This is a genomic window from Spiroplasma endosymbiont of Cantharis lateralis (assembly GCF_964030855.1).
Taxonomy (GTDB): Bacteria; Bacillota_I; Bacilli_A; order Mycoplasmatales; family Mycoplasmataceae; genus Spiroplasma_A.
This window is the reverse complement of the sequence record NZ_CAXIQF010000005.1, coordinates 1-21,963: the sequence shown is the minus strand read 5'-3', so window position 1 is coordinate 21,963 and position 21,963 is coordinate 1. Positions and strand designations below refer to the sequence as shown.

The 21,963-nt window shown below is 21.7% G+C and carries 20 protein-coding genes; 16 read left to right on the top strand and 4 right to left on the bottom strand.

What is annotated here, in order from left to right; genetic code table 4:
* Positions 1-146: 146 nt before the first annotated feature.
* The 3 genes from AAHM99_RS01485 (at position 147) to AAHM99_RS01475 (ending at position 1,902) form a co-directional block, all read left to right on the top strand.
* Positions 147-710, top strand: a complete 564-nt coding sequence (locus tag AAHM99_RS01485) for a DDE-type integrase/transposase/recombinase (protein ID WP_342275017.1) — start codon at positions 147-149, stop codon at positions 708-710.
* A 106-nt stretch (positions 711-816) separates the two neighbouring features.
* Complete coding sequence (locus AAHM99_RS01480) at positions 817-1,449, top strand: hypothetical protein (protein WP_342275016.1); 633 nt, start codon at positions 817-819, stop codon at positions 1,447-1,449.
* 3 nt (positions 1,450-1,452) lie between these two features.
* Positions 1,453-1,902, top strand: a complete 450-nt coding sequence (locus AAHM99_RS01475) for a hypothetical protein (protein WP_342275015.1) — start codon at positions 1,453-1,455, stop codon at positions 1,900-1,902.
* A 942-nt stretch (positions 1,903-2,844) separates the two neighbouring features.
* Here the strand turns inward: AAHM99_RS01475 and dcm are convergent.
* Both dcm and AAHM99_RS01465 read right to left on the bottom strand, forming a co-directional pair.
* A complete protein-coding gene (dcm, locus tag AAHM99_RS01470) occupies positions 2,845-4,029 on the bottom strand; it encodes a DNA (cytosine-5-)-methyltransferase (RefSeq protein WP_342275014.1) in 1,185 nt (394 codons plus the stop codon).
* Position 4,030: 1 nt separating this feature from the next.
* Positions 4,031-5,158 carry an MAG4270 family putative restriction endonuclease gene (locus tag AAHM99_RS01465; RefSeq protein WP_342275013.1) on the bottom strand — a complete coding sequence of 376 codons (1,128 nt, stop codon included), beginning with the start codon at positions 5,156-5,158 and terminating at the stop codon, positions 4,031-4,033.
* Between the two features lie 82 nt (positions 5,159-5,240).
* Here AAHM99_RS01465 and AAHM99_RS01460 point away from each other — a divergent pair, with 82 nt between their 5' ends.
* From AAHM99_RS01460 to AAHM99_RS01420, 9 genes are all read left to right on the top strand, one after another.
* On the top strand, positions 5,241-6,977 hold the full coding sequence (locus tag AAHM99_RS01460) for a DUF262 domain-containing protein (protein WP_342275012.1): 1,737 nt from the start codon (positions 5,241-5,243) through the stop codon (positions 6,975-6,977).
* Between the two features lie 2 nt (positions 6,978-6,979).
* Positions 6,980-8,845: an ATP-binding protein gene (locus AAHM99_RS01455; protein WP_342275011.1), complete on the top strand. Its 1,866-nt coding sequence runs from the start codon at positions 6,980-6,982 to the stop codon at positions 8,843-8,845.
* Entirely contained in the window at positions 8,838-10,274 is a 1,437-nt protein-coding gene (locus AAHM99_RS01450; RefSeq protein ID WP_342275010.1) for a Z1 domain-containing protein, read from the top strand. Before AAHM99_RS01455 ends, AAHM99_RS01450 begins: the two co-directional genes overlap by 8 nt.
* A complete protein-coding gene (locus AAHM99_RS01445) occupies positions 10,267-11,220 on the top strand; it encodes a hypothetical protein (protein ID WP_342275009.1) in 954 nt (317 codons plus the stop codon). The genes AAHM99_RS01450 and AAHM99_RS01445 overlap by 8 nt, the downstream gene beginning before the upstream one ends.
* A 34-nt stretch (positions 11,221-11,254) precedes the next feature.
* Positions 11,255-12,274, top strand: a complete 1,020-nt coding sequence (locus AAHM99_RS01440) for a hypothetical protein (RefSeq protein ID WP_342275008.1) — start codon at positions 11,255-11,257, stop codon at positions 12,272-12,274.
* A 160-nt stretch (positions 12,275-12,434) separates the two neighbouring features.
* Entirely contained in the window at positions 12,435-12,752 is a 318-nt protein-coding gene (locus AAHM99_RS01435; RefSeq protein WP_342275007.1) for a helix-turn-helix domain-containing protein, read from the top strand.
* A gap of 13 nt (positions 12,753-12,765) precedes the next feature.
* On the top strand, positions 12,766-13,638 hold the full coding sequence (locus AAHM99_RS01430; protein WP_342275062.1) for an IS3 family transposase: 873 nt from the start codon (positions 12,766-12,768) through the stop codon (positions 13,636-13,638).
* A gap of 538 nt (positions 13,639-14,176) precedes the next feature.
* Complete coding sequence (locus AAHM99_RS01425; RefSeq protein WP_342275006.1) at positions 14,177-16,261, top strand: AAA family ATPase; 2,085 nt, start codon at positions 14,177-14,179, stop codon at positions 16,259-16,261.
* 1 nt (position 16,262) lies between these two features.
* A complete protein-coding gene (locus AAHM99_RS01420) occupies positions 16,263-16,424 on the top strand; it encodes a hypothetical protein (RefSeq protein ID WP_342275005.1) in 162 nt (53 codons plus the stop codon).
* A gap of 418 nt (positions 16,425-16,842) precedes the next feature.
* Here AAHM99_RS01420 and AAHM99_RS01415 read toward each other — a convergent pair whose 3' ends face one another.
* Positions 16,843-17,004: a hypothetical protein gene (locus AAHM99_RS01415; protein ID WP_342275004.1), complete on the bottom strand. Its 162-nt coding sequence runs from the start codon at positions 17,002-17,004 to the stop codon at positions 16,843-16,845.
* Between the two features lie 295 nt (positions 17,005-17,299).
* Here AAHM99_RS01415 and AAHM99_RS01410 point away from each other — a divergent pair, with 295 nt between their 5' ends.
* Positions 17,300-18,670, top strand: a complete 1,371-nt coding sequence (locus tag AAHM99_RS01410) for a hypothetical protein (RefSeq protein ID WP_342275003.1) — start codon at positions 17,300-17,302, stop codon at positions 18,668-18,670.
* A gap of 430 nt (positions 18,671-19,100) precedes the next feature.
* Here the strand turns inward: AAHM99_RS01410 and AAHM99_RS01405 are convergent, their stop codons facing one another.
* Positions 19,101-19,235, bottom strand: coding sequence for a hypothetical protein (locus AAHM99_RS01405; protein WP_342275002.1), 135 nt, complete (start codon positions 19,233-19,235; stop codon positions 19,101-19,103).
* Between the two features lie 238 nt (positions 19,236-19,473).
* On the opposite strand from AAHM99_RS01405, the gene AAHM99_RS01400 reads away from it, so the two are divergent.
* The 3 genes from AAHM99_RS01400 (at position 19,474) to AAHM99_RS01390 (ending at position 21,660) form a co-directional block, all read left to right on the top strand.
* A complete protein-coding gene (locus AAHM99_RS01400) occupies positions 19,474-19,716 on the top strand; it encodes a hypothetical protein (protein WP_342275001.1) in 243 nt (80 codons plus the stop codon).
* 326 nt (positions 19,717-20,042) lie between these two features.
* Complete coding sequence (locus AAHM99_RS01395) at positions 20,043-20,579, top strand: hypothetical protein (RefSeq protein WP_342275000.1); 537 nt, start codon at positions 20,043-20,045, stop codon at positions 20,577-20,579.
* A 4-nt stretch (positions 20,580-20,583) separates the two neighbouring features.
* A complete protein-coding gene (locus AAHM99_RS01390; protein ID WP_342274999.1) occupies positions 20,584-21,660 on the top strand; it encodes a hypothetical protein in 1,077 nt (358 codons plus the stop codon).
* The last annotated feature ends 303 nt before the right edge of the window (positions 21,661-21,963 follow it).

The following is a 21,963-nucleotide window of genomic DNA, read 5'->3' as shown; positions in this document are numbered from 1 at the left end:
AAGGTAAACCAAAAATTAAGGCTATTAATTGAGATTTAGTTTTGAGAATTAATGATGTTTATAAAAATGAAGTTAAAATCTATGGATCTAGAAGATTATTGAAGTATTTAGATTTAAATTGTAGTCATAAAAAAATTCTGAGAATAATGAAGTTTCTAAAGTTAAAACCTAATAACTATAAAATAAAAAAGAATAAATCAGTTACTCCAGAAAAAATTGGTAAGTATCCTAGATTATTCAAATATCAAACAGATTTGAAAAATTATGGAGATATTTTCTCTGTAGATATTACAGAGAAAATAATAGCAGGATGCAAACTATATACTTGTGCTTTTTATCATGTAAACACTAAAAAAGTTTATGGTTTGGTAACTAAAAATATTAAAGGTATGAAATTAGTATTAGAGTCATTTTTTAATATGGTTAATGAGTTTGGAACTTTTAAACCAAACTCAATTATTCACTCTGATAATGGCTCAGAATTTAAATCTTATCAATATCGCTTAGCTACAATGTGATTTGGTTTTGGCTTAAGTATGTCTAGAATTGGTAGATCAACGGACAATGGATATATTGAAGGTTTTTGAAGTACTCTTAAAAGAGAAGCAATTAAGGAAGGATATAAATACAATGTTGTAAATGAATATATTTATAATTTGAAAATGTATCAATATTTTTATAATAATAATAGAGTTAGTTATAAAATATAGGTGTCCGAAAAAAAGGAACAGTACATCATAAAAAAAGTATATTAAAATTACTAGAATAATATAGAAATTTACTTTAGAATAATTATAAAGGAAATTAGGATAAAAAATGGGTTCAAAATATAATAAAAGAAATGCTAAGAAAAGATTTTACACAGAGTCATTTACAGAAAAGGAACAATCTATTATTGCTTTATCAGTGGATGTTAGGAATTCAACACAAATGAAATCACAAATTGGTAATGAAAAGACAATTGAAGTTATTAAACCTTTTATTGAAGAATGTTTTATTTTATTGAAGAACAGAGGATGTTTTTACAATTATATATATGCAGGAGATGGCATTATTGCTATTTGCAATGTCAACAATAATAATGAAAACTTTACTAATGTTTATCATTGTGCAATAGATATAAATAGTTACATAAAGAACTTTAAAACCTGAGTCAATGAAATGTATAATTATGGATTTAATGCAGGTATTGGGATTGCATGAGATGCTGAAACATATATTGAAAAAATTAAAAATATGCCAGGGAAGATTAATAATGTTTTATATGTAGGAAATTCTATTTCAAAAGCTTCAAAATTATCAGGGATAACTCCTAAGAAAGTATCAAATGTAACTTATAATATCGCAGTTACTAGAAATTTTTATTCAAAGTTAATTGACGATGATAAAAAAGATTTTAAATATAAATCAAAGAAATTCAATTTTACAAATATTAGTTGAAAGGAGTAGGTTATGAATAATATTAAAATAGTAGAAAAAGAATTATTTTTTTTAAAAGAAGAACAAAAGTATTTGGAAAATAAGTTAAATATTTTGGGTGCATCAATTTCAGCAACTAATTCATTAATTTTTCTTGGAATAACTAATTTTAAAGAGTTAAACTTTTTAAATTTTGTAGGAGTTATTTTGACATTATTATTCCCAATAGGGTGTTTTTTATTTGGATTACTTCCATCAAAAACATTTTTTATAAAAAAATTTCAATATGAAGAAGATAAAAAGTACAATTTTTTTTCAAGAGAAAAGGAATATTGAAATCAAGATAATATCATTGCTCAAATGAATTATCAAATTGACATCTGTTTAAAAGTAATTCAAAGAAAAAATAAATGAGTTTGTTACACTATAATTACCGAGTTTTGTGGTGTAATTTTATCTTTATTATTTCTATTTCTAATTTAAAATTTATAATGATAAAAAATATGATTAATTAATTTTTAATTTCTGCATACAAAATGGAATAATCTTAAAAATTAATAAATAAAAATAATCTTAAATATAACTTCCTGACTATATTTTTTAAGTAAAAACATTAAAAGCAAAAATTATTTAGGAAGAAATTTAAAATAGATTTATGAGATTGGAAATTAAAGAATCCTAAAATAAAGTCTTAAAAAAAAATTAATTCAAAAAAACTAAAAACTTAATATATAAAAAAATATTGGTTATTTCAAACTAAAAGATAAATTAGTTATTATTTTATTATGTAAAATATTTAATATAATTGGAGGATTATATTATTTGTGAATTAAAAATAATAAATTAATAGTTGTTAGATATTAATAAGTAAAAAAATACCATAATTTAGTTTTTACTACAACAGAATGGGTTTAATGATATATGAATATAAGATATACAAATTTATGATTGAATTAAAATATGATTAATTAATTTTATAAAAAAATAAAAAAAATTAGTAATGAATGGGAATAAAGATTATTTAAGCCTACTTAAAAGACTATAAAAAAATTACTTACAGAAAATTCAAAAACTGATGTCAAATATTTTCACTTAAATATTTTATTTGAGTCTTTAAATCTATTTAAACAGACTATTAAGGTTTTAATCCAAAATAAATAGATTACTTTTCTTTACATAGCCTAAGTAATCTATTAGTTAATGTAACATAAAAAAAAAAAAAAAACTTATAAATTAAAATTGAAAGTTCCAAATATTTAAAATAGATTAGTTTAATAGTATTAAAATAGAAATTTATAAGTATATTGCTTATTAGATATACTTAAGATTATCATTAAAAAATAATATAAAAATTTTTCAGACATTTATAAACTAGAGAAGTTAAAAGCTGACAAATAATAATTTTTTAGAAAGTTCTATTAAATTTTATTTTAGAATGAAAAGTTCTTCAAAGATTGCCTCCAGGATATTTACTGCGATAGAATTTCCAGCTAATCCCCTTATTTTTTCATTTGAGATATCAGCTCTTTTCATTTTATTAAAATCACTTTTATCAAAGCCCATAAGTAATACATTTTCTCTTGGTCCTAATTGCTTTACAATAAATTTATTATTTTCTTTAATTAGAACTCTTTGTCTTGAATTTTCCCCTGAGAAAGTAATTGTGGATATTGTTTTTCTTTCTATTCCAGTAACAATGTTGGCTTGATTAAATGTAGGATAAACTCCAAGGTTTTTAAATTTAATGCTTAAAGGATTTTCTAATTTTTCTAATTTAATCTTATTTTTTATTGACTTAATATAAATTTCATTTCTATTTGATACTTTCATTTCATCTACTTTTAAATAATCCTTAAATTTTTTAATTAATATTTTTGTTTTCGGGAATATATCAAAATTAGAATCTTCTAATTTTGATATTAAAAAATATCTTTTTCTATCTTGTGGAAGACCAAAATCACTTGCACTTAAAATAAAATCCTTAGAAGTATAACCCATTTTTTTTAATATTATTTTAAACTCTTCAAGATTTTTAATATGTTTAGAATTTTTTATAGCTGTAACATTTTCCATTAATAAGTATTTTGGTAAATTTTTAAATGAGTTTAATTCACTTAAAATTCTTTCAATATGTCAAAGTAATCCTGATCTTGTATTTGAATTTCTTTCCATTCCTAAACCTTTTCCTGCGATTGAAAGATCTTGACAGGGAAAAGAGTATGTTAAAAGATCAATTTTTCTCTTTAATTTTTCTCCATTTATAGTTGTAATATCAACTAAATTATTATTAATTTTAACAGAGGCATAAATTTTTCTTAATTTTTCTTCTTTAAATTTTAATATATCCTTTATTGGATCCTTTGAGTTAGATGAAAAGTTTTTTGTTTTTAAAAAATCTTTAATTATATTTATATTCTCATTATAATATTCCAAATATTTTTTTGACTTTTGGTTATTATGAATAGCAGAATATGCAATTATTGCTTCAATATATCATTCACTAAGATAAGCAACTTCAAAATCAAAATCTTTATATTTTTTTTTCAAATTATTTAATGCCTTTGATTGAGAACCTATTCCAGCGAATGTTTCAAATATATTTATTTTCATATTATATACAATTAGCTCCTGTATCTAAATAATGCTTATAATTTTCTTCTAAAAATTTGTAAGCACCAATAGATTTTAACAAATTAATATCTAAATTATAAAGTTTTTCATCTTTTATTAAGTTTGGTTTTATTATTATAACCTCACCCTTTAAATTATATGTAATAATATTTTTGTCAAATAGAGTATGTGAAGTTGGGTCAATTAATATACAGTTTTTTGGATCAACAGCATCATAGTATCTTTTAAGTTTAAAAAGCCTATTAAAAGATACTATGTGAGCTTTTTCAGTACTATTAAAATTAACATCTTTAAAATAACATTCTCTATGAACACTCTTACTTATAAATCCATTTACTTGAGAAGAATAAATAAGTCTCAATTTTCTTTTTAATTCATCTAAGCTGATTATATTATTATCATGTCTATTAATAAGTATATCAACAGCTTCCTTATCGAAAGCCTCTAACTTGAAATTTGAATTCTCTATTTCTTCACTAAATTCATCGGTCATGAAATAGTTATAGTCTATTATAAATTTTCTTTTGTTATTTTTATATTTTTCAAAATATTCTTCCAATGTAATTTCTTTGTTATTTAATGATTTAGAAAAATTGTCTTCAAATGCTAATTTTAAAAGACTTTTATTTTTTTCAAAAACATCATTAAAAAAATTTGTAAATCTATATAAATTGAATGTATAATTTATATCTTTGGAGAATATAAGTATAGGGGAGTTTTTTATATTTTTCTTAGATCCACTTGAATTGCTACCAGTAATAAAACTTTCAGTAGTTAAAACTGTATTAAAATTTTCTATAATATATTTATTAATTGCATTTATTTTTCCACTTTTTATTTTTTGAGTTTGCTTATCTTTATTGCTTCAATCAAAAAAAATATTTCTTGGCTCTCTATGATTTTTTCTTTTTCAATATTTTTTTTCTGTCAATTCAAATGAATTTAATCTGTATTCAAATCCATCATCAATAGTTGCAAATTGATGAAAAACTGAACCATCCTCTTTATTTACAAAATAGTAAGCATTACCAGAAAAGCAGTATTTAGAGTTAGAACCTATACCAATTTTTTTCTTTGATGCATATGGAAATTTTAGTATATAATACATTTTTTTCTCCTTTTTTACTATTATAATAAAAAAATAAAAAAAATATAGTGCTATAATTAAATAGTTATAAGGGGAAATATTAATGGAAATTAAAAAAATGTCTGCAACTCAGTTATTACTATCAAATTTGCAGTTTGTAATACCCACTTTTCAAAGACAATATAGATGAGGTTTAACTCAACTTGAGCAATTTATGGAATCTTTAGAAATTATTCAGAACAAGGGTGTAGAAGAATATTTTATTGGAAGTATTATTGTTTCTGAACGACCAAGTAAATTAATTGTTTTAGATGGTCAACAAAGACTTACTACAATGTTTATATATACAGTAGCTTTCTCAAATTTTTATAAGAATCATAATAGTTTATTATGAGCTGAAAATAATCTAGCTGATTTTGATAATAAAATAAGATTTATTAATAATAAGATTAAATTAGAATCATTAGATGATGATAAAATCTTTTTATTTCAGTTATTTAATAATGAAATAAATGAATTGGCTGATAATAAAATTGCAAAAGCGTATAATTTTTTCTTAAATTATTTTCAAAAAAATATTAGCTTTATTGAGAGTCTTAATTTTCTCAATCTTTTTAATAAATTGTCTATAGCATTCATAAAAATCTCTGATCCAAAGATGGAGCAATTAACTTTTGAATCAATTAATTCAACTGGAAAACCTTTGTCTTTAACTGATTTAGTTAGAAATTTTATATTAATGGGATATGAAGATCCAATTGTTCAACATTCAATAAAGACTAAAAAGTGAGATATTTGATCTAGATCATTAGGCGAAAAAATGGATGATTTTTTAATTAAACTAGTAACAATATGATCTGGTAAACAACCTTCAGTAAATCTACAAAAAGATGGCGAGAAAATGCAAAATAATTATAGAGAAATTTATGATTTATTTAAAAAATACTCTTATGAGAATTTTAAAGATAATTATGATAATTTGATTATTGATATGGACTTATATGTAGTATCATATTTAATTATATTAAAGGGAAAATTTGAGGGCCTTCTTTCAAAAAAATTTGAAAGAGATACAATAAATTTAAAAGTATTTAACTCATTTAATATTACGGGATATTTGCAAATCTACTTAGTAAAAAAGATGTTAATGGAGTCGATTTCAAAAGAGGAACTTGAAGAATATACAAATTTGATAGCAAATTTTTATATAAGAAGAATTGCATTATTACCCTCATCGAAAACAAAAGATATTCAAAGAAAATTTCCATCAATTGTTAAAAAGTTAAGAGATAATGAAGAAGTTTATAGATCATGCATAAATTATAAAAGTATTTTAAAAAAAGAGTTATTTACTTCAAATAGTGAAAATCAAAATGCTGAAGTTAATTATGAAATTTTGAAACAAAATAAATTATATGATTTCTCTGATTTGAGTTTAAAAAAAGAATTGGTTTCAAAATATTATTTAGATAAAAAGACTTTTAATTATAATAATAATTTTGACAAACTTTATGAAGATTTTCTATTATTTAGATCTTCAACTAATGGTATTATTAAAAATAAAACTATATCAAGTTCTGAAAAAAAAGATTTGGGGCTAGTTGAACCAGAGCAAGTTACAAAAATTGAGAGAATGATTGGAAACTTTTTTGTATTTGATGAGAAACCTAAAAAGGGGCAAAAATATGAAAATAATATTCCTTTACTTACTTTAAATTATTTAAAAAATTCAATGAAATATGAGGATATTGTTAAAATTGATAAAAATTTATTTGAAAATAGATCAAATAAAATAATTAAACATTTTTTAGAACAATATCCATACCCTGAGGAGGAATAAAAATGGACAGAAGTGGTGGATTAAATTTAGCTGGACTTTTAAAGGCATTTACAACTGATAATTATTTTTTAATAACAACTATTGGAGAATTTATTGATAATTCAATCTCTGCATGTCAAATTGCAAATCTTAAAGAATTGAACTTTGAAATGATAGTTGATTATGAGGCAGAAAAAATATTTTTTATTGATAATGGCCCTGGAATTGATGCAAAAGATATTAAAAGTAAATGAATTTTGTTTAATAAATATGATCAACTTGATAATATAGGTTTTAATAGAAAACATGTTGGTTTTAAAAGGGGAGGATTTTGATTAGGGAAAAAAATAGAGTTATATACAAAAACACTATTATCTGAAAGTGGAACATATTTGGATATTGATGAAATTATATCAAAAGAAAATGATAGTTTTCCTATTGAAAAATGTATGGAAATTCAAGAAATTAATAATCAAAATTTGGAAATCTTTAGAAATTTAATTAGTAAAATTTCTAAAGATGGAACCGGTACAGTTTTTGCAATTTCAAAAAGTCATTTTGAATCTGCAAAGACTTTTAATGATAAAATTTTTCCATTAAAAAATTCATTTAAAATTGATGGTAAATATAAAGATAATAATATTTTGTTATTTCTTTACTTGAAATATTATAAATTTATTGAGGGAAATGAGAATTTAAAATTAAATATTGAAATAAGAACTACAGTTAAAGATCAAAAAATATTTATAACAAAAAAAGATTTAAAACTAGGGGATTATATATTTAATAATGAAGATTTTTTAAAACAGTTTGAAAATTTTGATTTTAATGCATTGGAAAAAAAATACTCAGACTTCTATGGGACAAATGTTCAAGAGGAGTATTTAGATACGTTTGGAATAAATATTGAAAAAATTATAGGAGATCTTAAAAAGGGTATTGCATCTTGAAAATTTAAAATGCCATATCACTCTATGAGAGGTGAAAGTAAGACTGAATTGTTAGATGTAAGTTTTTCATTTCTAAATAATAAATATATAGAGGAATTTTCTGTACAAGATATTTTTTCTGGAATTGTATTGATGCAAGATGGAAGAGCAATAAATATGGGAAATTATAATAAGAAAAATCCAAGCACAAGTGTTTTCTCAAGAATTAATCAAAAAGTACTTGGCTTCAATAGAAGTGGAGATTATGTAACTGTTGATAAATATTGAACAGCTGAAATTAATTTAGATACAGATAATGAAATTCTATTAAGGGAATTTCAACCTATTGATGATAAAAGCAAGTTTGCTAATTCAGAAGTTATTCAAGACATTACAAAATCATTCTCTGAGTTTATTTCAAGCAAATTATTATTAAATCAAATTGGTAATGAAATAGTTGATCACCAAAGATCAGAAAGTAATAGAGTATCTTCATCAAACTCTAAAAAAATTTCAAAAATAGACTCTATAATCATTAATAGTGAAAAAGAAATTGTTTCAAACAATATAGAAAAATTTATAAAAAAAGGTGAAGTTAAAATAGGTATTTCTGAAAAGTCATCAAAAGATAAAAAATATTTTACTTTAATTAATAAGGCATTAAAATTTAGATTTGAATTTACAAATAAACAGAAAAACATGATTGATTTTAAGTATAGTTTTGATAGTGTTATAGGAGAAAACTCATTGTTAATAACTTATAATTTTGACTGCCAGTTTTTTAATAAATCAAAAAACTTGGAAGAAATTTATTATAAAACTGCTTTTATGCTAAGTATACAAATTGCTGAAGAATTATACTCAAATCTTCAAAGTTTTGAAACTAACTCTCTAGCAGAGCAAGAAACACAAAATTTTATAAATAAACTTTTAGTATTTAAGGAATATACGTATGAATAAGGTTTGGGAAATTGATTTAAATTTTTTTAAAAAAGAATTAAAAAATAACAGTACACAATTGCCAAAATATATTAAAAGTGATTTAGTAAATGGAATAATTGAAAAATTAAAGGTAACTAATAATTTTTCTAACAATTATTTTGAAAATATTGTTGAAACTAATTTAAAAAGAATAGATAATGCCATAAATAATATAGTTAATAATAAAAAGGGACTGCTAATTTTTGGAAAAGTTCAATCTGGTAAAACTATTAACACAATCTTTACAACTGCAATGCTATTTGATAAGGGGTATGATATAGTTATTTTATTATGTGGAACAACTAATATTTTAAAAAGACAAAACTCTGATAGATTTGAAGAGTTTAAATTTCATTTTAATGATAATGGTTTTATCAAAATGAAGACATTATCAGATAAAAGTATAGTATCTTTTATTGATGATATTGGAAATAGGAAGTTTAAATCAAAACTATTTATACCAATATTAAAAGAAAAAACTAATTTGGAGAATTTAATTAATATAGTAAGTACGTCTGTTTTTATCAATAAATGCAAAATTGCTATAATTGATGATGAGTCAGATATAGCAAGTATTAATTATAATTTTATGGAAGGAGAACAAGAGGAAAGAAAAATTCCTGCTCTTATAAAAGACTTGCTAAATAAAGTTGATAACTCAAATTACATAGCTGTAACTGCAACTCCATACAATAACATTATTTTTAATAGACAAATAAATGATGAGGGAATTAAAATAGATTATATTTTAGGATTAGAAAATGATCTAAATTATCATGGTTTTAATTTTTTTCATCAGAATAAGAGTAGATATATAATTGAAGTGAAAAATAATGAGTTGAAAAAAAATATAAGCTTACTGATTGAAATTTTTAAAGAAAATTATAATTCATATATTAATAAAAAGAAAAATTTCTCTATTCTTATCAATACATCTGTTTCTACAACTGAACATTCAAAAACAAATAAGATTTTAAAAAAAGAACTTGAGATTTTGTCTAAAGAATTGGATTTATTAAGGGATAATTACTCAATAAATATTTATAATTCAAAAAGTGAAGATGAGATATGTTTTTCTAAAAAATTTAACTTTATAATTGGTGGCAATTTATTAAGTAGAGGTATAACATTTCCAAATCTAGTTTTAGAGCTAATTACAAATTTTAATGAAGAGGGATTTAATCCATCAACAATGATACAAAGGTGCAGATGATTTGGATATAGAGATAAAGTTAAAGAAATAATTAAAATATTAATGCCATCTGATTTATCTAAATTTTATAGTTGCATGAGAAATATTGAAAATATTTTTTTTAAAGCAATTGGCAATGGCATAGAAGTAGATAATTCATTTGTAGAGAAATTAGCAAGAGAATTTGAAGGAGAGGGTATTAAGTGAAATGCATAAACTCATTCCAGTAGAAAAATTTAAAAGTGAATATTTTGATGTTTGTGATATAGAAGTAGAAAAAACATTAAAGTATAGAATAATAAAATTTAAGGAGAAATATATAAATAGTCTTCAAGATACATATTTACCAAACTATGAATGAACTTTGACTATGAATAAGAACTTGGAGTATTTTAGTGACACCCCTTTTAAAGTAGATGGAGTAGAAGATAAAGTTGTTGAAGTTATAAAGTACAATGTAATTTCTAAAGAAAATGATAAGGAAGTACTTGAGGACTTTTATTCAACAGATGAATTTACAATAGATTTATTAAGGGCAATAGACATAATATTTGAAAATAAAAGAATGAATCTTGGATGAATCTTGGATTATTATATAAAAATGTTTGATGGAAAAGAATTAATTAAGGAATATTACTTTTTTAAATTTGGAGAAGTAATATTCCTATCAAAATTTAAGAACGACAAAGTTAAACTGAAGAAATTAATAGAAAACTTTAATAAAAAACTAGGGTTTGAATTTTATGATGATAATGGTGGAGCAAATTTTAAGATTAAGGTAAAAAATAATACAGATAGAAATTTTAAAATTAAGTATGACACTTTTTGTGAACATAAGGAAACAGATTTTTTAGTTTGTATTAATTTGATTACATCTAAAGATGGTTATTTATTAAGTAAATTTAGTGAAGAATTAATTCCTTTTCTTGAAAATAAGGATGATATTGAAAAAATAAAAGGTATTATAATTTATGCAAAATTTATGGAAAATAAATTATTAAATAGTTTACCTTCAGTTGATATTGAAAACTCTATAGTTGATTTTTTTAGTTCTAAGGATTTACCATTGATATCTTCAAACTCTAATAATATTTATAATTTAGTTTTTGAAATTGATGCTAATAAGCAATCCAATGTAGAATTAGAAAATTTAATATTTTAGATTTTCTAATTTTTTTAAAGGAGATATTGAAATTATGAATAAAATAAATTTTATTATTGATACAAATTTAATAAGTAATAAGGAAATAAGGTTTTTATTTTCAAAAGATTTAGAAGACACTTTATTAATTCCACAATTAGTAGATATTGAAATTAAGCATAAAGAAAAATTAAATGAGCTAAGCAAGTATTTTTTTAGAACAAAATACATGCAAGATAGTTATAATGATAAAATTGCTAAGAATATTTTTGATAAAATTTATAAAAGCAGTAATGCAAAAAAGTCAGAAATTAAATCAAAGGACTTACTTCTTGTTTTAGATATTTTTAAGCAGATAAATTTAAAATCTCATAATAATATCTTTGTAATATTAACAGCAGATAAAGCATTATATGGTTTTCTTGAGGGTATTTTTGAAAATAATCCTTTTGTTAATATTTATGAAATCAACTCTAATTTTTTTCAAGAAACTGATAAAAATGATCTATTGAATGAAATAGAAAAGCTTAGAAAATTAAAAATATTTTCAGATAATTTAGAAGTTAGTGCTTTCAAAGATGAAGATTTTCATTATTATGACAGTCCTTGTGAAATAGACTCTGAATGTGTTAGTTGTAATTATTATATGGAAAAAGAGCTATATGAATCACAAGGACAGTATGATTATAAGAATTTGGAATTATATATTAAAAAATATTTTGAGTTGAACAAACTTAATAATTATAAAATTGATGAAAATATAACTTATACTATTAATACTATATATAAATGAGTTTCTAACTTTCAAATGGTAGAAGGAATCAGTAATGAAAAAATATATAAATGTATTATTTATGTATTAACTAATTTGAAAATATTTATTGATAAGGAATTATTATGCAGTAAGAACTTTATAACAATTGTAAATGAAAGTGAAGATAATTATTGTGTTTTAGAAAATATGGATATTGAAGATTTCTATTTTAAAATAGTTTCCAGTAAGGATGAATTAATGGAAAATGGCATCCTAGAAAGTATTTTAGATGTAAATAATCACTATATTAAAAATAATTAAAATTAATAATAAATTATTTTAATGTAAGCAATTTTTTATAACAAGTAATTTTATCATAGAATAAAAGATACTCCTATTTGTTGTATGAATATAGTCCTCTATGTATAGAGTTATAATAAAAAAATTCTAATATAATTCTATATAGAAGAGGATTTTTTATATGGCAAATTTTAAAGGAAATAAATCTAATATGGTATCTTTGGAAACTAAAATAGAAGTTGCAAAGGACTGAGCAGTTAATCAACAAAGTTGAAAGAAATTAGCAAAAAAACATAATATTTCATATTCTGCTGCAAGAAAATGAACTTTAGGCTATGAGGAGTATGGAATTGAATATCTAAAGAAAATTTCTTCAAGAAAGGAACAAACCGCAGGAATTAAAAAAATTGATATAGAGTTAAAAAATAACACATTTAGAAAAGAGATTTTGGAACTTAAAAAGAAAATAAACTTTTGGAAATGGAGAATGAGATACTAAAAAAGTTCAATCAATTCCTGGAGGATTCAGAAAAAAACAACAATTAAAGTATAACTATATTGAGAAAAATAAATCTGATTGATCAATTATTTTTTTATGTAAAGCATTTAAAACAACACAATCAAGTTATTACAGATGAGTAAAAAAAGAAAAGCCCTCATTTAATTATAAGTTTGATGAGGTTTTAGTCGATTATATTTTAGAGATATTTAATTATTATAATCATATTTATGGTTATCCTAGAATCAATATAATTTTAAAGCGCTTTTATAATATCAATTTTTTAAATAAATTAGTTTATAAATATATGAAACTTTTGGGATTGAGATCAAATATTAGAATAAAGAGAAATATAAAACCAAAAGAAATTAAAGTTAGAAATTCTAAATACCCTAATATTGTTAATAGGCAATGAAATAGTTTTGATAAAGGTGAATTATTTGTAACGGATGTTACATATTTGCCTTATGGTTATAATAAGTTTGCATATTTGAGTATTATGAATGATGTTAATACTGGCTTTATAGTTGGATATGATATATCTATGAGAAATGATAATAAAATTTATTTTAGAACTTTGAAAATGGCTGAAGGCTATATGCTAAAAAATAAAAACTTAATAATTCACTCAGATAATGGCTTTCAATATACATCAATTTTTAGTCAGATGTATTGTAAGATAAATAAAATCTCTATATCTTTAAGTAGACCTGGAAACTCACTAGATAATGCTGCTTGTGAAACTTTTTTCTCTTCTTTAAAAAAAGAGTGATATCAAAAGAACTTGAGCTCTTTTCAAGAACTTTTGGAGTACATTCAATTTTATAATTTTAAAAGAATAATGGTAAAGCATGAAAAAAACACCATGAGAAACATGGTGTTCTAAATAGAATAAAAAAGCTATTCTATACTTGACATAATATGCTTAGTTATTAGCCTCACTTTTTTTATCTAGGAGGTATAATAAATAGGAAATAAAAAAGGGAAGTGAATTTATTTATTGGACAATCACTGTTAAGTATAATTTTATTTGGAAATTAAGATTCAGAAGTTATTTCAAGAAAACAAGCAAAAAGAAAAGAATAGAGGATCAAAATGCAAAATATCAAAAATAAAAAAAATCTGAAATTAATAAAAAATAGAAAAATTTATAAATAGTCTTTTATTATGTGTTTCTGATGAGATTGGTACAAATAACATTATCGGAATTAAAGGAATAAATGGTATTTTAAAAATTGAATTAATGTAGCAATTTACGGTTTAAATGCACCAAATGTAGCTGAAGAAATTTGAAATAGACTTAATATACAAAAAAATATAAAAATTAAGGATTTAGATAATCAAATTATTAAAACAACAGCAAGCAATTTTATTCAAAAAAATTAAATTAGAAAAATTAAAAAAAATATTGGAAAAGGGTAAAAATGAAAACAAATGAAAACAAAATAATATTTATGAATCCTCAAAATAAAATTGAACACACAATAGATATTAGTAAAAAAAATACATATATATACGGTGGAAATGGTGTTGGAAAAACAACATTTTCAAGAGAAGCAGAAATAAAAGTTAATGAATCAAAAGTATTTAATGTTGATTTTATAAATAAAAATTTATTTATCGTAGATAAAGATGGAATTAAAGATGATTCTAATACTAAAGATTCTTTAACAAAATTGCTTATTGATGAACATGAAATTAAAATTAAAAAACAACTAATAAAATTAGAGGAAAAATTTAAAAAAAATAAAGAAAGAATAAATCAAATAAATTCTAGTTTGAATAAAATTTTTCAGAAAAATAAATATTACCAAAATGTAGAAATATTATATTCAGATATTGAAAATAATTATAGTTTTTCTTATGATTTTGATAAAACAGATGAAGAAAATTTTAATAGTATAAAAATAGAAGCTTTCTTAAAAACTAAAATTGAAACAGATGAAGAATTAGAAATAATTATTAGGAGCATCAATGAACAAGCAAATATTCAAATAGCTTTAAAATTTATAAAAGATAATAAAATTTTAAACAAAATTATTAATGAAGATATTGATTTACTTAATAATGAAATTAAGAATAAAAATTCATCTTATTTAGAAAATTTAAATAAAATGAAAGAAGCAGAAAATTGTTTTTTTAGAACTAATGATAAAGAAAAATATAAAAATTGAATTAGAGATGGATTATTATTACATGAGAGTGTTAATAATTGTCTTTTTTGTGAAAATAAAAATATTGATAATCAAAAAGAAAACTGAAAAAATAAATTAGAAATGCAGATTTTGCAAAATAAAAGTGATTTATTGGAAGTAACTAATGAAATAATTAATGGCTGTAATGAATTTTTAAAAACTGATATTTATACTCAATATTTTCCACTAATTACAGAAAGTTTAAAAAAAATTAAAGATGATATAGATATTTTTAAAAATAAAATTACAGAAAATGAGGAAATTATTTATCAAGATATAAAAATAAAAAGAGATATTTTATTAGATTTTATAGAAGATAAGCTTATTGAAGTTAGAAATTATATTTTGAATAAAAATTTAAATGAATATTATTCTCCAACTATAATTGAAAATGAAATGAATTTACTTAAAACTAAATGAGAATTTCAATTAGAACAAGAATATGATATTTATAAAAAAAACTTGCAGGAAAAATTAAATTTTCTTTTAAAATCTTTTGGTTGTGATAGAGAAATGAAAATAGTAATTGATAAAAAATCTTCTCAAAGAAAAATAAGTCTAAAAATGTTGGATGAAAGCAAATTAAATACTCTAAGTGAAGGACAAAAGCATAAATTAGCTTTGGCTATATTTTTTGTTAAAATTACTGAATTTTATTCAACAGAAAATAAACTAAAGTATATAATACTTGATGATCCGGTTTCAACATTAGATGTTAATACACAACACGCAATTAGAGATTATTTATTTAATGTTTTAGGATCTTACTATGAGAATATAATAATTTTGACGCATAATTTTAATTATCTTATGTTAATGCTATCAAATCTTCATGAAAATGATGAGGAGAAAAATAATACTAAGTTATTATATTTGGGGTCAAGTAAATGTTTAGATATTAATATTAATGATATATCAAATGATGATATATCATTATTTGTAAAGTCATTTCAAGAAATTACTGATTTAAATGATATATCAATATGAAGATGAATTATTTTTAAAATTTATAGAACAATATTAAATATAAAAATGTCATTAATGGCTTTAAATAGTTTTAAGGATCCTATAGAAGATATAAAAGTAATTTTTTCTAATAATGAAATAAATAAAAATAAAGCTATTGAAATAAATAAAATGATAAGTGAAAATTTTTATAAGTCAAAAATAAAAGTAGAAAAAATAAGAGAAATGTTAAATAATTTAATGCTTTTTTCAGAATTATTAGGATTACCTATAAATTTAGATGATCAAAAAATAGAAGGTGTATTTTTAAATTTAAATATAGAAGATTGAAACAATTGATTTTGATAAAATGCAACCAAAAAATTTTAATTTCAAAATTCTTTATGAAGGTCACAAAATTATTGAAGAGGCTAAAAAAACTAAAAAAACTGCATTAAAAAATTATATTTTACATCCTAAAAATCAAATTACTTATTCACTAACTGCATTTTATACTCAAAAAGATTATTAAAATTTATACGTTTTTACTTTTAAATGTAGATAATAAGCGATTATGTCCCAAAATACAAGATTTATCTAATAAATAGATCTTGTATTTTTTCTTTTTCTATCAAAAAAATATCAGTTAGTTGCTTTCTAAGGAGAGTTAATTTTGGGTACTTTAGTAGTTTCAAATTCTTCATTAGATAGTGTTGTTTTAACATTTCCATGTAAACTTTCATCTTCAGCTTGAATAAGATTATAAATGTCATTTCCAATTAGTGGTAATACTTTTTATTTATAGTTTCCATAAACATTATTTTTAACTTTGGCTTAAAGTAAATTGGAGTAAAGCCCTTACAAATAAATCACTTAGTTTTTTTAAAACTAATATTATGACCATTATCAATAATTCTTTCACTTCGATAAGAGAAAACAATATCTTCTTCTTAATCAAATTTTCTAGTTACTGATTCTAATTGGTCTAAAGGGATTGAAAAATCTTGATTGTATTCTTGAATAAGAGGGGCTAAATAATTATTTAGATGCTCAATATTTTTTAAATCTAAGGGACTAATTATTTGTGGTCATCTTTTTTTGTAATGTTCCAAAAGTCCTTTCGACTAATGCTTTTTCTTGAGGGACTGAAGTTGTTTTTGTATTTACTCCTAAAGAGTGAAAAAATAAATTACAATTGTGTATTTGAAACACTATCACCAAAGTGATCACACTTATTTTTACTACTCAAGACATTGTGATTATCATTGACATTTAATTTCGGTAAACCCCAATGTTTAAAGGTTTTTTTATAGATATTATAATAACTTTCAGTAGTTTCTTGTTCAGAAAAAGGTAACCTAAGTTTACCAGTAGTTTTACTACTGGTTTTTTTAATGAAAGGAAAAAATGAAAAAAACAAAATACAGTAAAGAATTAAAAATAGAGGTTACAAAAAAGTTTAATCAAGGTTATACACCAAAAAAATTAGTAGAAGAATTTAATTTAATTTCTGGAATACAATTAGTTTATTTATGAAATAGAGAATACTCAAATTTGAACTATAATAATACTAACTTTTGTAAGGAGTTTACTATAATGGCAAATAAATTGAAAAAAGATTTTAAAGATAAAAGTATAAAAAATTATGAAAAAGAAATAGCTAAATTAAAGAAACAATTAAAGGAGTCAAATGAATTAGTACTACTTTCAAATGCAAGATATGAAATTTTGGAAAAGTCCATTCCTTCTTGCACAGCGGAGATGATCATCAACATGATGAAAATGAGCAAGAGGGATTTAATTCAGATAACAAAGACAAAAATTTATAAGCATTATTCTTTTTGTATAATATACAAATTTGAAGCATTATATGGAATGGGAACTAATAAATTAATTAATTTCTTTTATGTATCTAAACAAGGTTATTCAAAATTTAAAAGAAGATTTGATCTAATATCCCCAATAAAAATTTTCAATGAGAAATTAGCATTACCAAGTTTTCCAATTTTTGAAAGAAAAGTTTTAAAAAATGCTACTTTTTATATTGAACAATACTTCAAAGCCTTTAAAGGCTTTGTTTCAGGAGCTAATATAATCAATAAATGAATTCTGGAAACTTACAATCTAAATATTTCAATTAAAGAAATAAGAAAAATTGAAAGAGAGAATATATTCAAAATGCCTACTTTTCAAAGAAATAAGAGAACTAACTTAGTAATCAATAGGAACAATAATTACATTAGAAAAGATTTAGTTATGAACAATTTTAAAAAGGAAAATGTTATTGGAGTTGATGGAAGCCATATGAAAATAAAAATCAAGGGAGTATTAGAAAATCAAGTTGTCATTTTTGGATACAACTGATCTAATAACAATATAGTTTCTTATTCCTTCAATAGAACAGAAAATAGTAATAGTGCTTTTAAAGTTTTTAATAAAATTAAAAATTATGTTAAGAACTTCTCAATATCCAAATTTTTAATACAAACAGATAGAGGCACAGCATTTGCCAATAAAATGATATTTAGTTTTGTTAATAAGAACAGTAATTTTTTAATTCATTCTATGTCTGAAGCGGGTTTTAAACATAATGCTCCAACCGAATCACTTAATGGATGAGTGAAAAATAAATTTTATAAACAATATAGTAATGAATTTACTTCAATGAAGGATTTTCATAATAAGTTCGCAAATTTTGTAGAAATGTGAAATTTAAATCATGATTTTAAATATAATATAAATAGAAAAAAACAGTTTGCAAATATTGCAAACTGGTAAACTTAGGGTATCGCATTCTTTCATTGAAATAACCTGCCAAAATCCTTTTACTAGCTTTATCAATTACAATATGCAAAAGACATTTTAAGTTTTTAACTTACTGATTATTTGAAGTATCAGCTTCATATATCTCTCCAAATTTCACAATTTTCTTTTGCGTAGGGTGGGGTTTGTTTGTTATAATTGATTTTGAAAGATACTCGCTTGTTAAATTTTCTTGGTTTAGGACCTTTAAAATTTTACAGATATTTTTTTTGTTTTTCTGTTAAGAGTCTCAATTAAAATATTTTCTTCAATTAATATGTACCTAATTGTAAGTAAGTTATTTTCTTTTTTCAATTTAGGTCTCAATAATGTTTAATACTAAAGTCATAATATTTAGTTTGAAATAATTCAATTATTTCATCTTTAAATGATTGTTGAATTTTATTTATAGGTATTTTATAGGTATTTTATGAATAAAAGTTTTTGCTCCAATCTCTTGATATTCTTTAAGTTTTCTTCTTGTGTGTCTAAGATTATAACCTAATTTAAAGGTTGTATTTTTAATAAAGTCTTTTCTCAAAGAGAATTGCTTAATTAATCTTAGTTGTTCTTATTTAATGGTATTTAGTAGTAGTCCTTTCATAAAACTTCCATTTATTGATTATAAAGAAGGAAATAATCGCTTGTTAATATGTAGGGACATAATTGCTTATTACTCATATACATCTTAAATAAAAATAAAGAATTGTGAATTAAATTATAATATATTTGATATTATAAAAGTATATTAAAATTAAATTAAGGGTTGAGGTATTTATATGAGTGGAATATTAGTAAGAGAACAAGGGGAACAAAATCAAATAATTGGTCTTAAACTTGAAATTGAAAAAATTATGCAATTAATTTTTTCAAATAGTGATGATACTTATATTATTCATAGAATGGGGGAGGACATACTATTCTTTGATAAGAAGGAAAAAACTCTAATAGCAATTCAAGTAAAAGCTTCAGAAAAAGTGAAAACTGGATATGTGAATATTTCTGAAATAAAAGAAATATAGTTTGTTTTTTTAAAAATTTAAAGACTGACTTTTCAAAATTTAGTGACTATAATCTTTGAAATATATCATGAGAATTTTTTACAAATAGAAAGGGAATTTCATTAGGTGATAGAACTAATTTTGTTAATTATCCAGAAAAACTTGATAATTTAACAGATAATTTTAAAAATAAATTTTTAAATAAAATTAATGATGAATCTTTTTATTTAAAATTTGAGGATATTAAAGATTTATATTTTAATATAGTAAATAAGCCTATTAGGAATATAGAGTTAGAAAATTTTTCTTTAATTAAAAATTACTATTTAACAAAAGAGAAGTTGAGTTTGGATATTGATAGTTTAGAAGAAATTCATATATGTTTAAATAAAGTGTTGAGTGGTAGGCTATTGTATTCAGATATTAAAATCTTAGAAAAAAGTATAGAAGATATTTCTACTAATTCTAATTCTATAAATATTGAAACCTTCAATCAAGTTATCAAATATTTTAATTATAGTGATTATTCTCTAGATGCTATTTATGATAGTTATATTTTATTAGTTGATAGTTTTAATATTATCAAAAATAATAATCTTAAAATTGCCTTGAGTACAATAAGAAATTGCTATAATGATAAAAAGAGTTTATTAGAATTAATAGAATCACTAATTAAAATAATAATAACAACTAATAAATTTTTTAATTTAAATGATCTCATTATTAAATTGGATTTAAAAAATTACAAAGGAATTGGAATTATTAATGAGAAAATTAATGATTTATATATTATTTTATATGGATATTTAGAAAAACAATTGCTAATTCTTGATAAGAAAATAGTTGCGTTGATTATTCTTTTATTTATAGTAGGAAGTGAATAAAAGAATGAATTTATTATATAACTCCATAACGATTATTAATATCGATAATAAAAAGGAATTTTTTTACCAAAAATTTTCAAAAGGTTTTAATTTTGTTAGAGCTGAAAACAGGGCTGGTAAATCAACGTTAGCAAAATCAATATTTTATTCATTAGGTAGTGCCATCGACTTGGATGAATTAGAAGATGAAGTAAAAAATTTAGCAACAATACTAGAATTTTCTATTTGTAATGAAATATATTATATTGTAAGTAAAATATTTGATAAAAGGAGAACAGTTTATTTATTTGATTCAGAAATGGAATTATTAATTCAATGTAACAAAAATCAAAAAAATAAAAGTAACTCAAATTTAGTTTTAAATTATGAGGCATTTTCTAATTGAGTTTTAGATAAACTTTTTAATATTGGTTGAATTAGATTTCAAGAAAAATATAGAAGTACAGAATTAATTAGTCCATATTTATCATCAATATTTGAATTTTTCTATATTGATCAATCTGAATGAGGAATAGATTTTGCATCATTTGATGATACACAATTTATTGAGAGGAAAAATTTGGAATTACTTATAGGAGTTTTCTCTAATAAATTTAATGAAAATGACTTTAATATTTTAATAAATAGTAAAAATTTGGAAAAGAAAAATCAAAAATTAAAGTTAAATAAAGATATATATAAAGCTACTATTAGAGAAATTAATAGTAGAAATAATATTGAAGGTTTTAATGACATAGAGACTGTTAATAAAATGAAAAGAGACTTTGATAAACACTATAATGATATTAAAGATCAATTAAAGATAACTAATATTCTTAAACAAAAGTATTTTCAAAAATCTTTGTTATCCAAAATAATGAGTCAATATTCGTCAATTAAGGATAATTTTATTTATATGAGAGATAATTTGTTTCCCATTGAGTTACCAATTATTAATTCCTCAGGAAAAGTACAAAAAATAAACTTTGAAGATATAATTTCATGAAAATCTAATCATGAATTAAATATAAAGAATCAAAAGAAATTAAACAAAAAATTACTATTTTGAATAATGAAATTATTAAATATGAAGATCAAATAAAAAAAATTGACCAAAAATATAATGAATTAACAAATAAAAACTGATGATAATTTTTATAAAAAAGATATCTCTGAAGAGCAATTAGAAAAAATATTCAAACTAAATTTAAATATTAATAATGAAATAAAAAAAATTAATTTTGAAATAGAAGGAAATATGAAAGAAATAATCGAGATAAAACGAAAATGAGATAATGTAAATCATACAAATTATTTACTTTTAAATGAACTAACTTCAAAATTGAACTCTGAATTACATAAATTGGAACAAACAAAAAAAATCAAATATTTTTTAAATTTAATG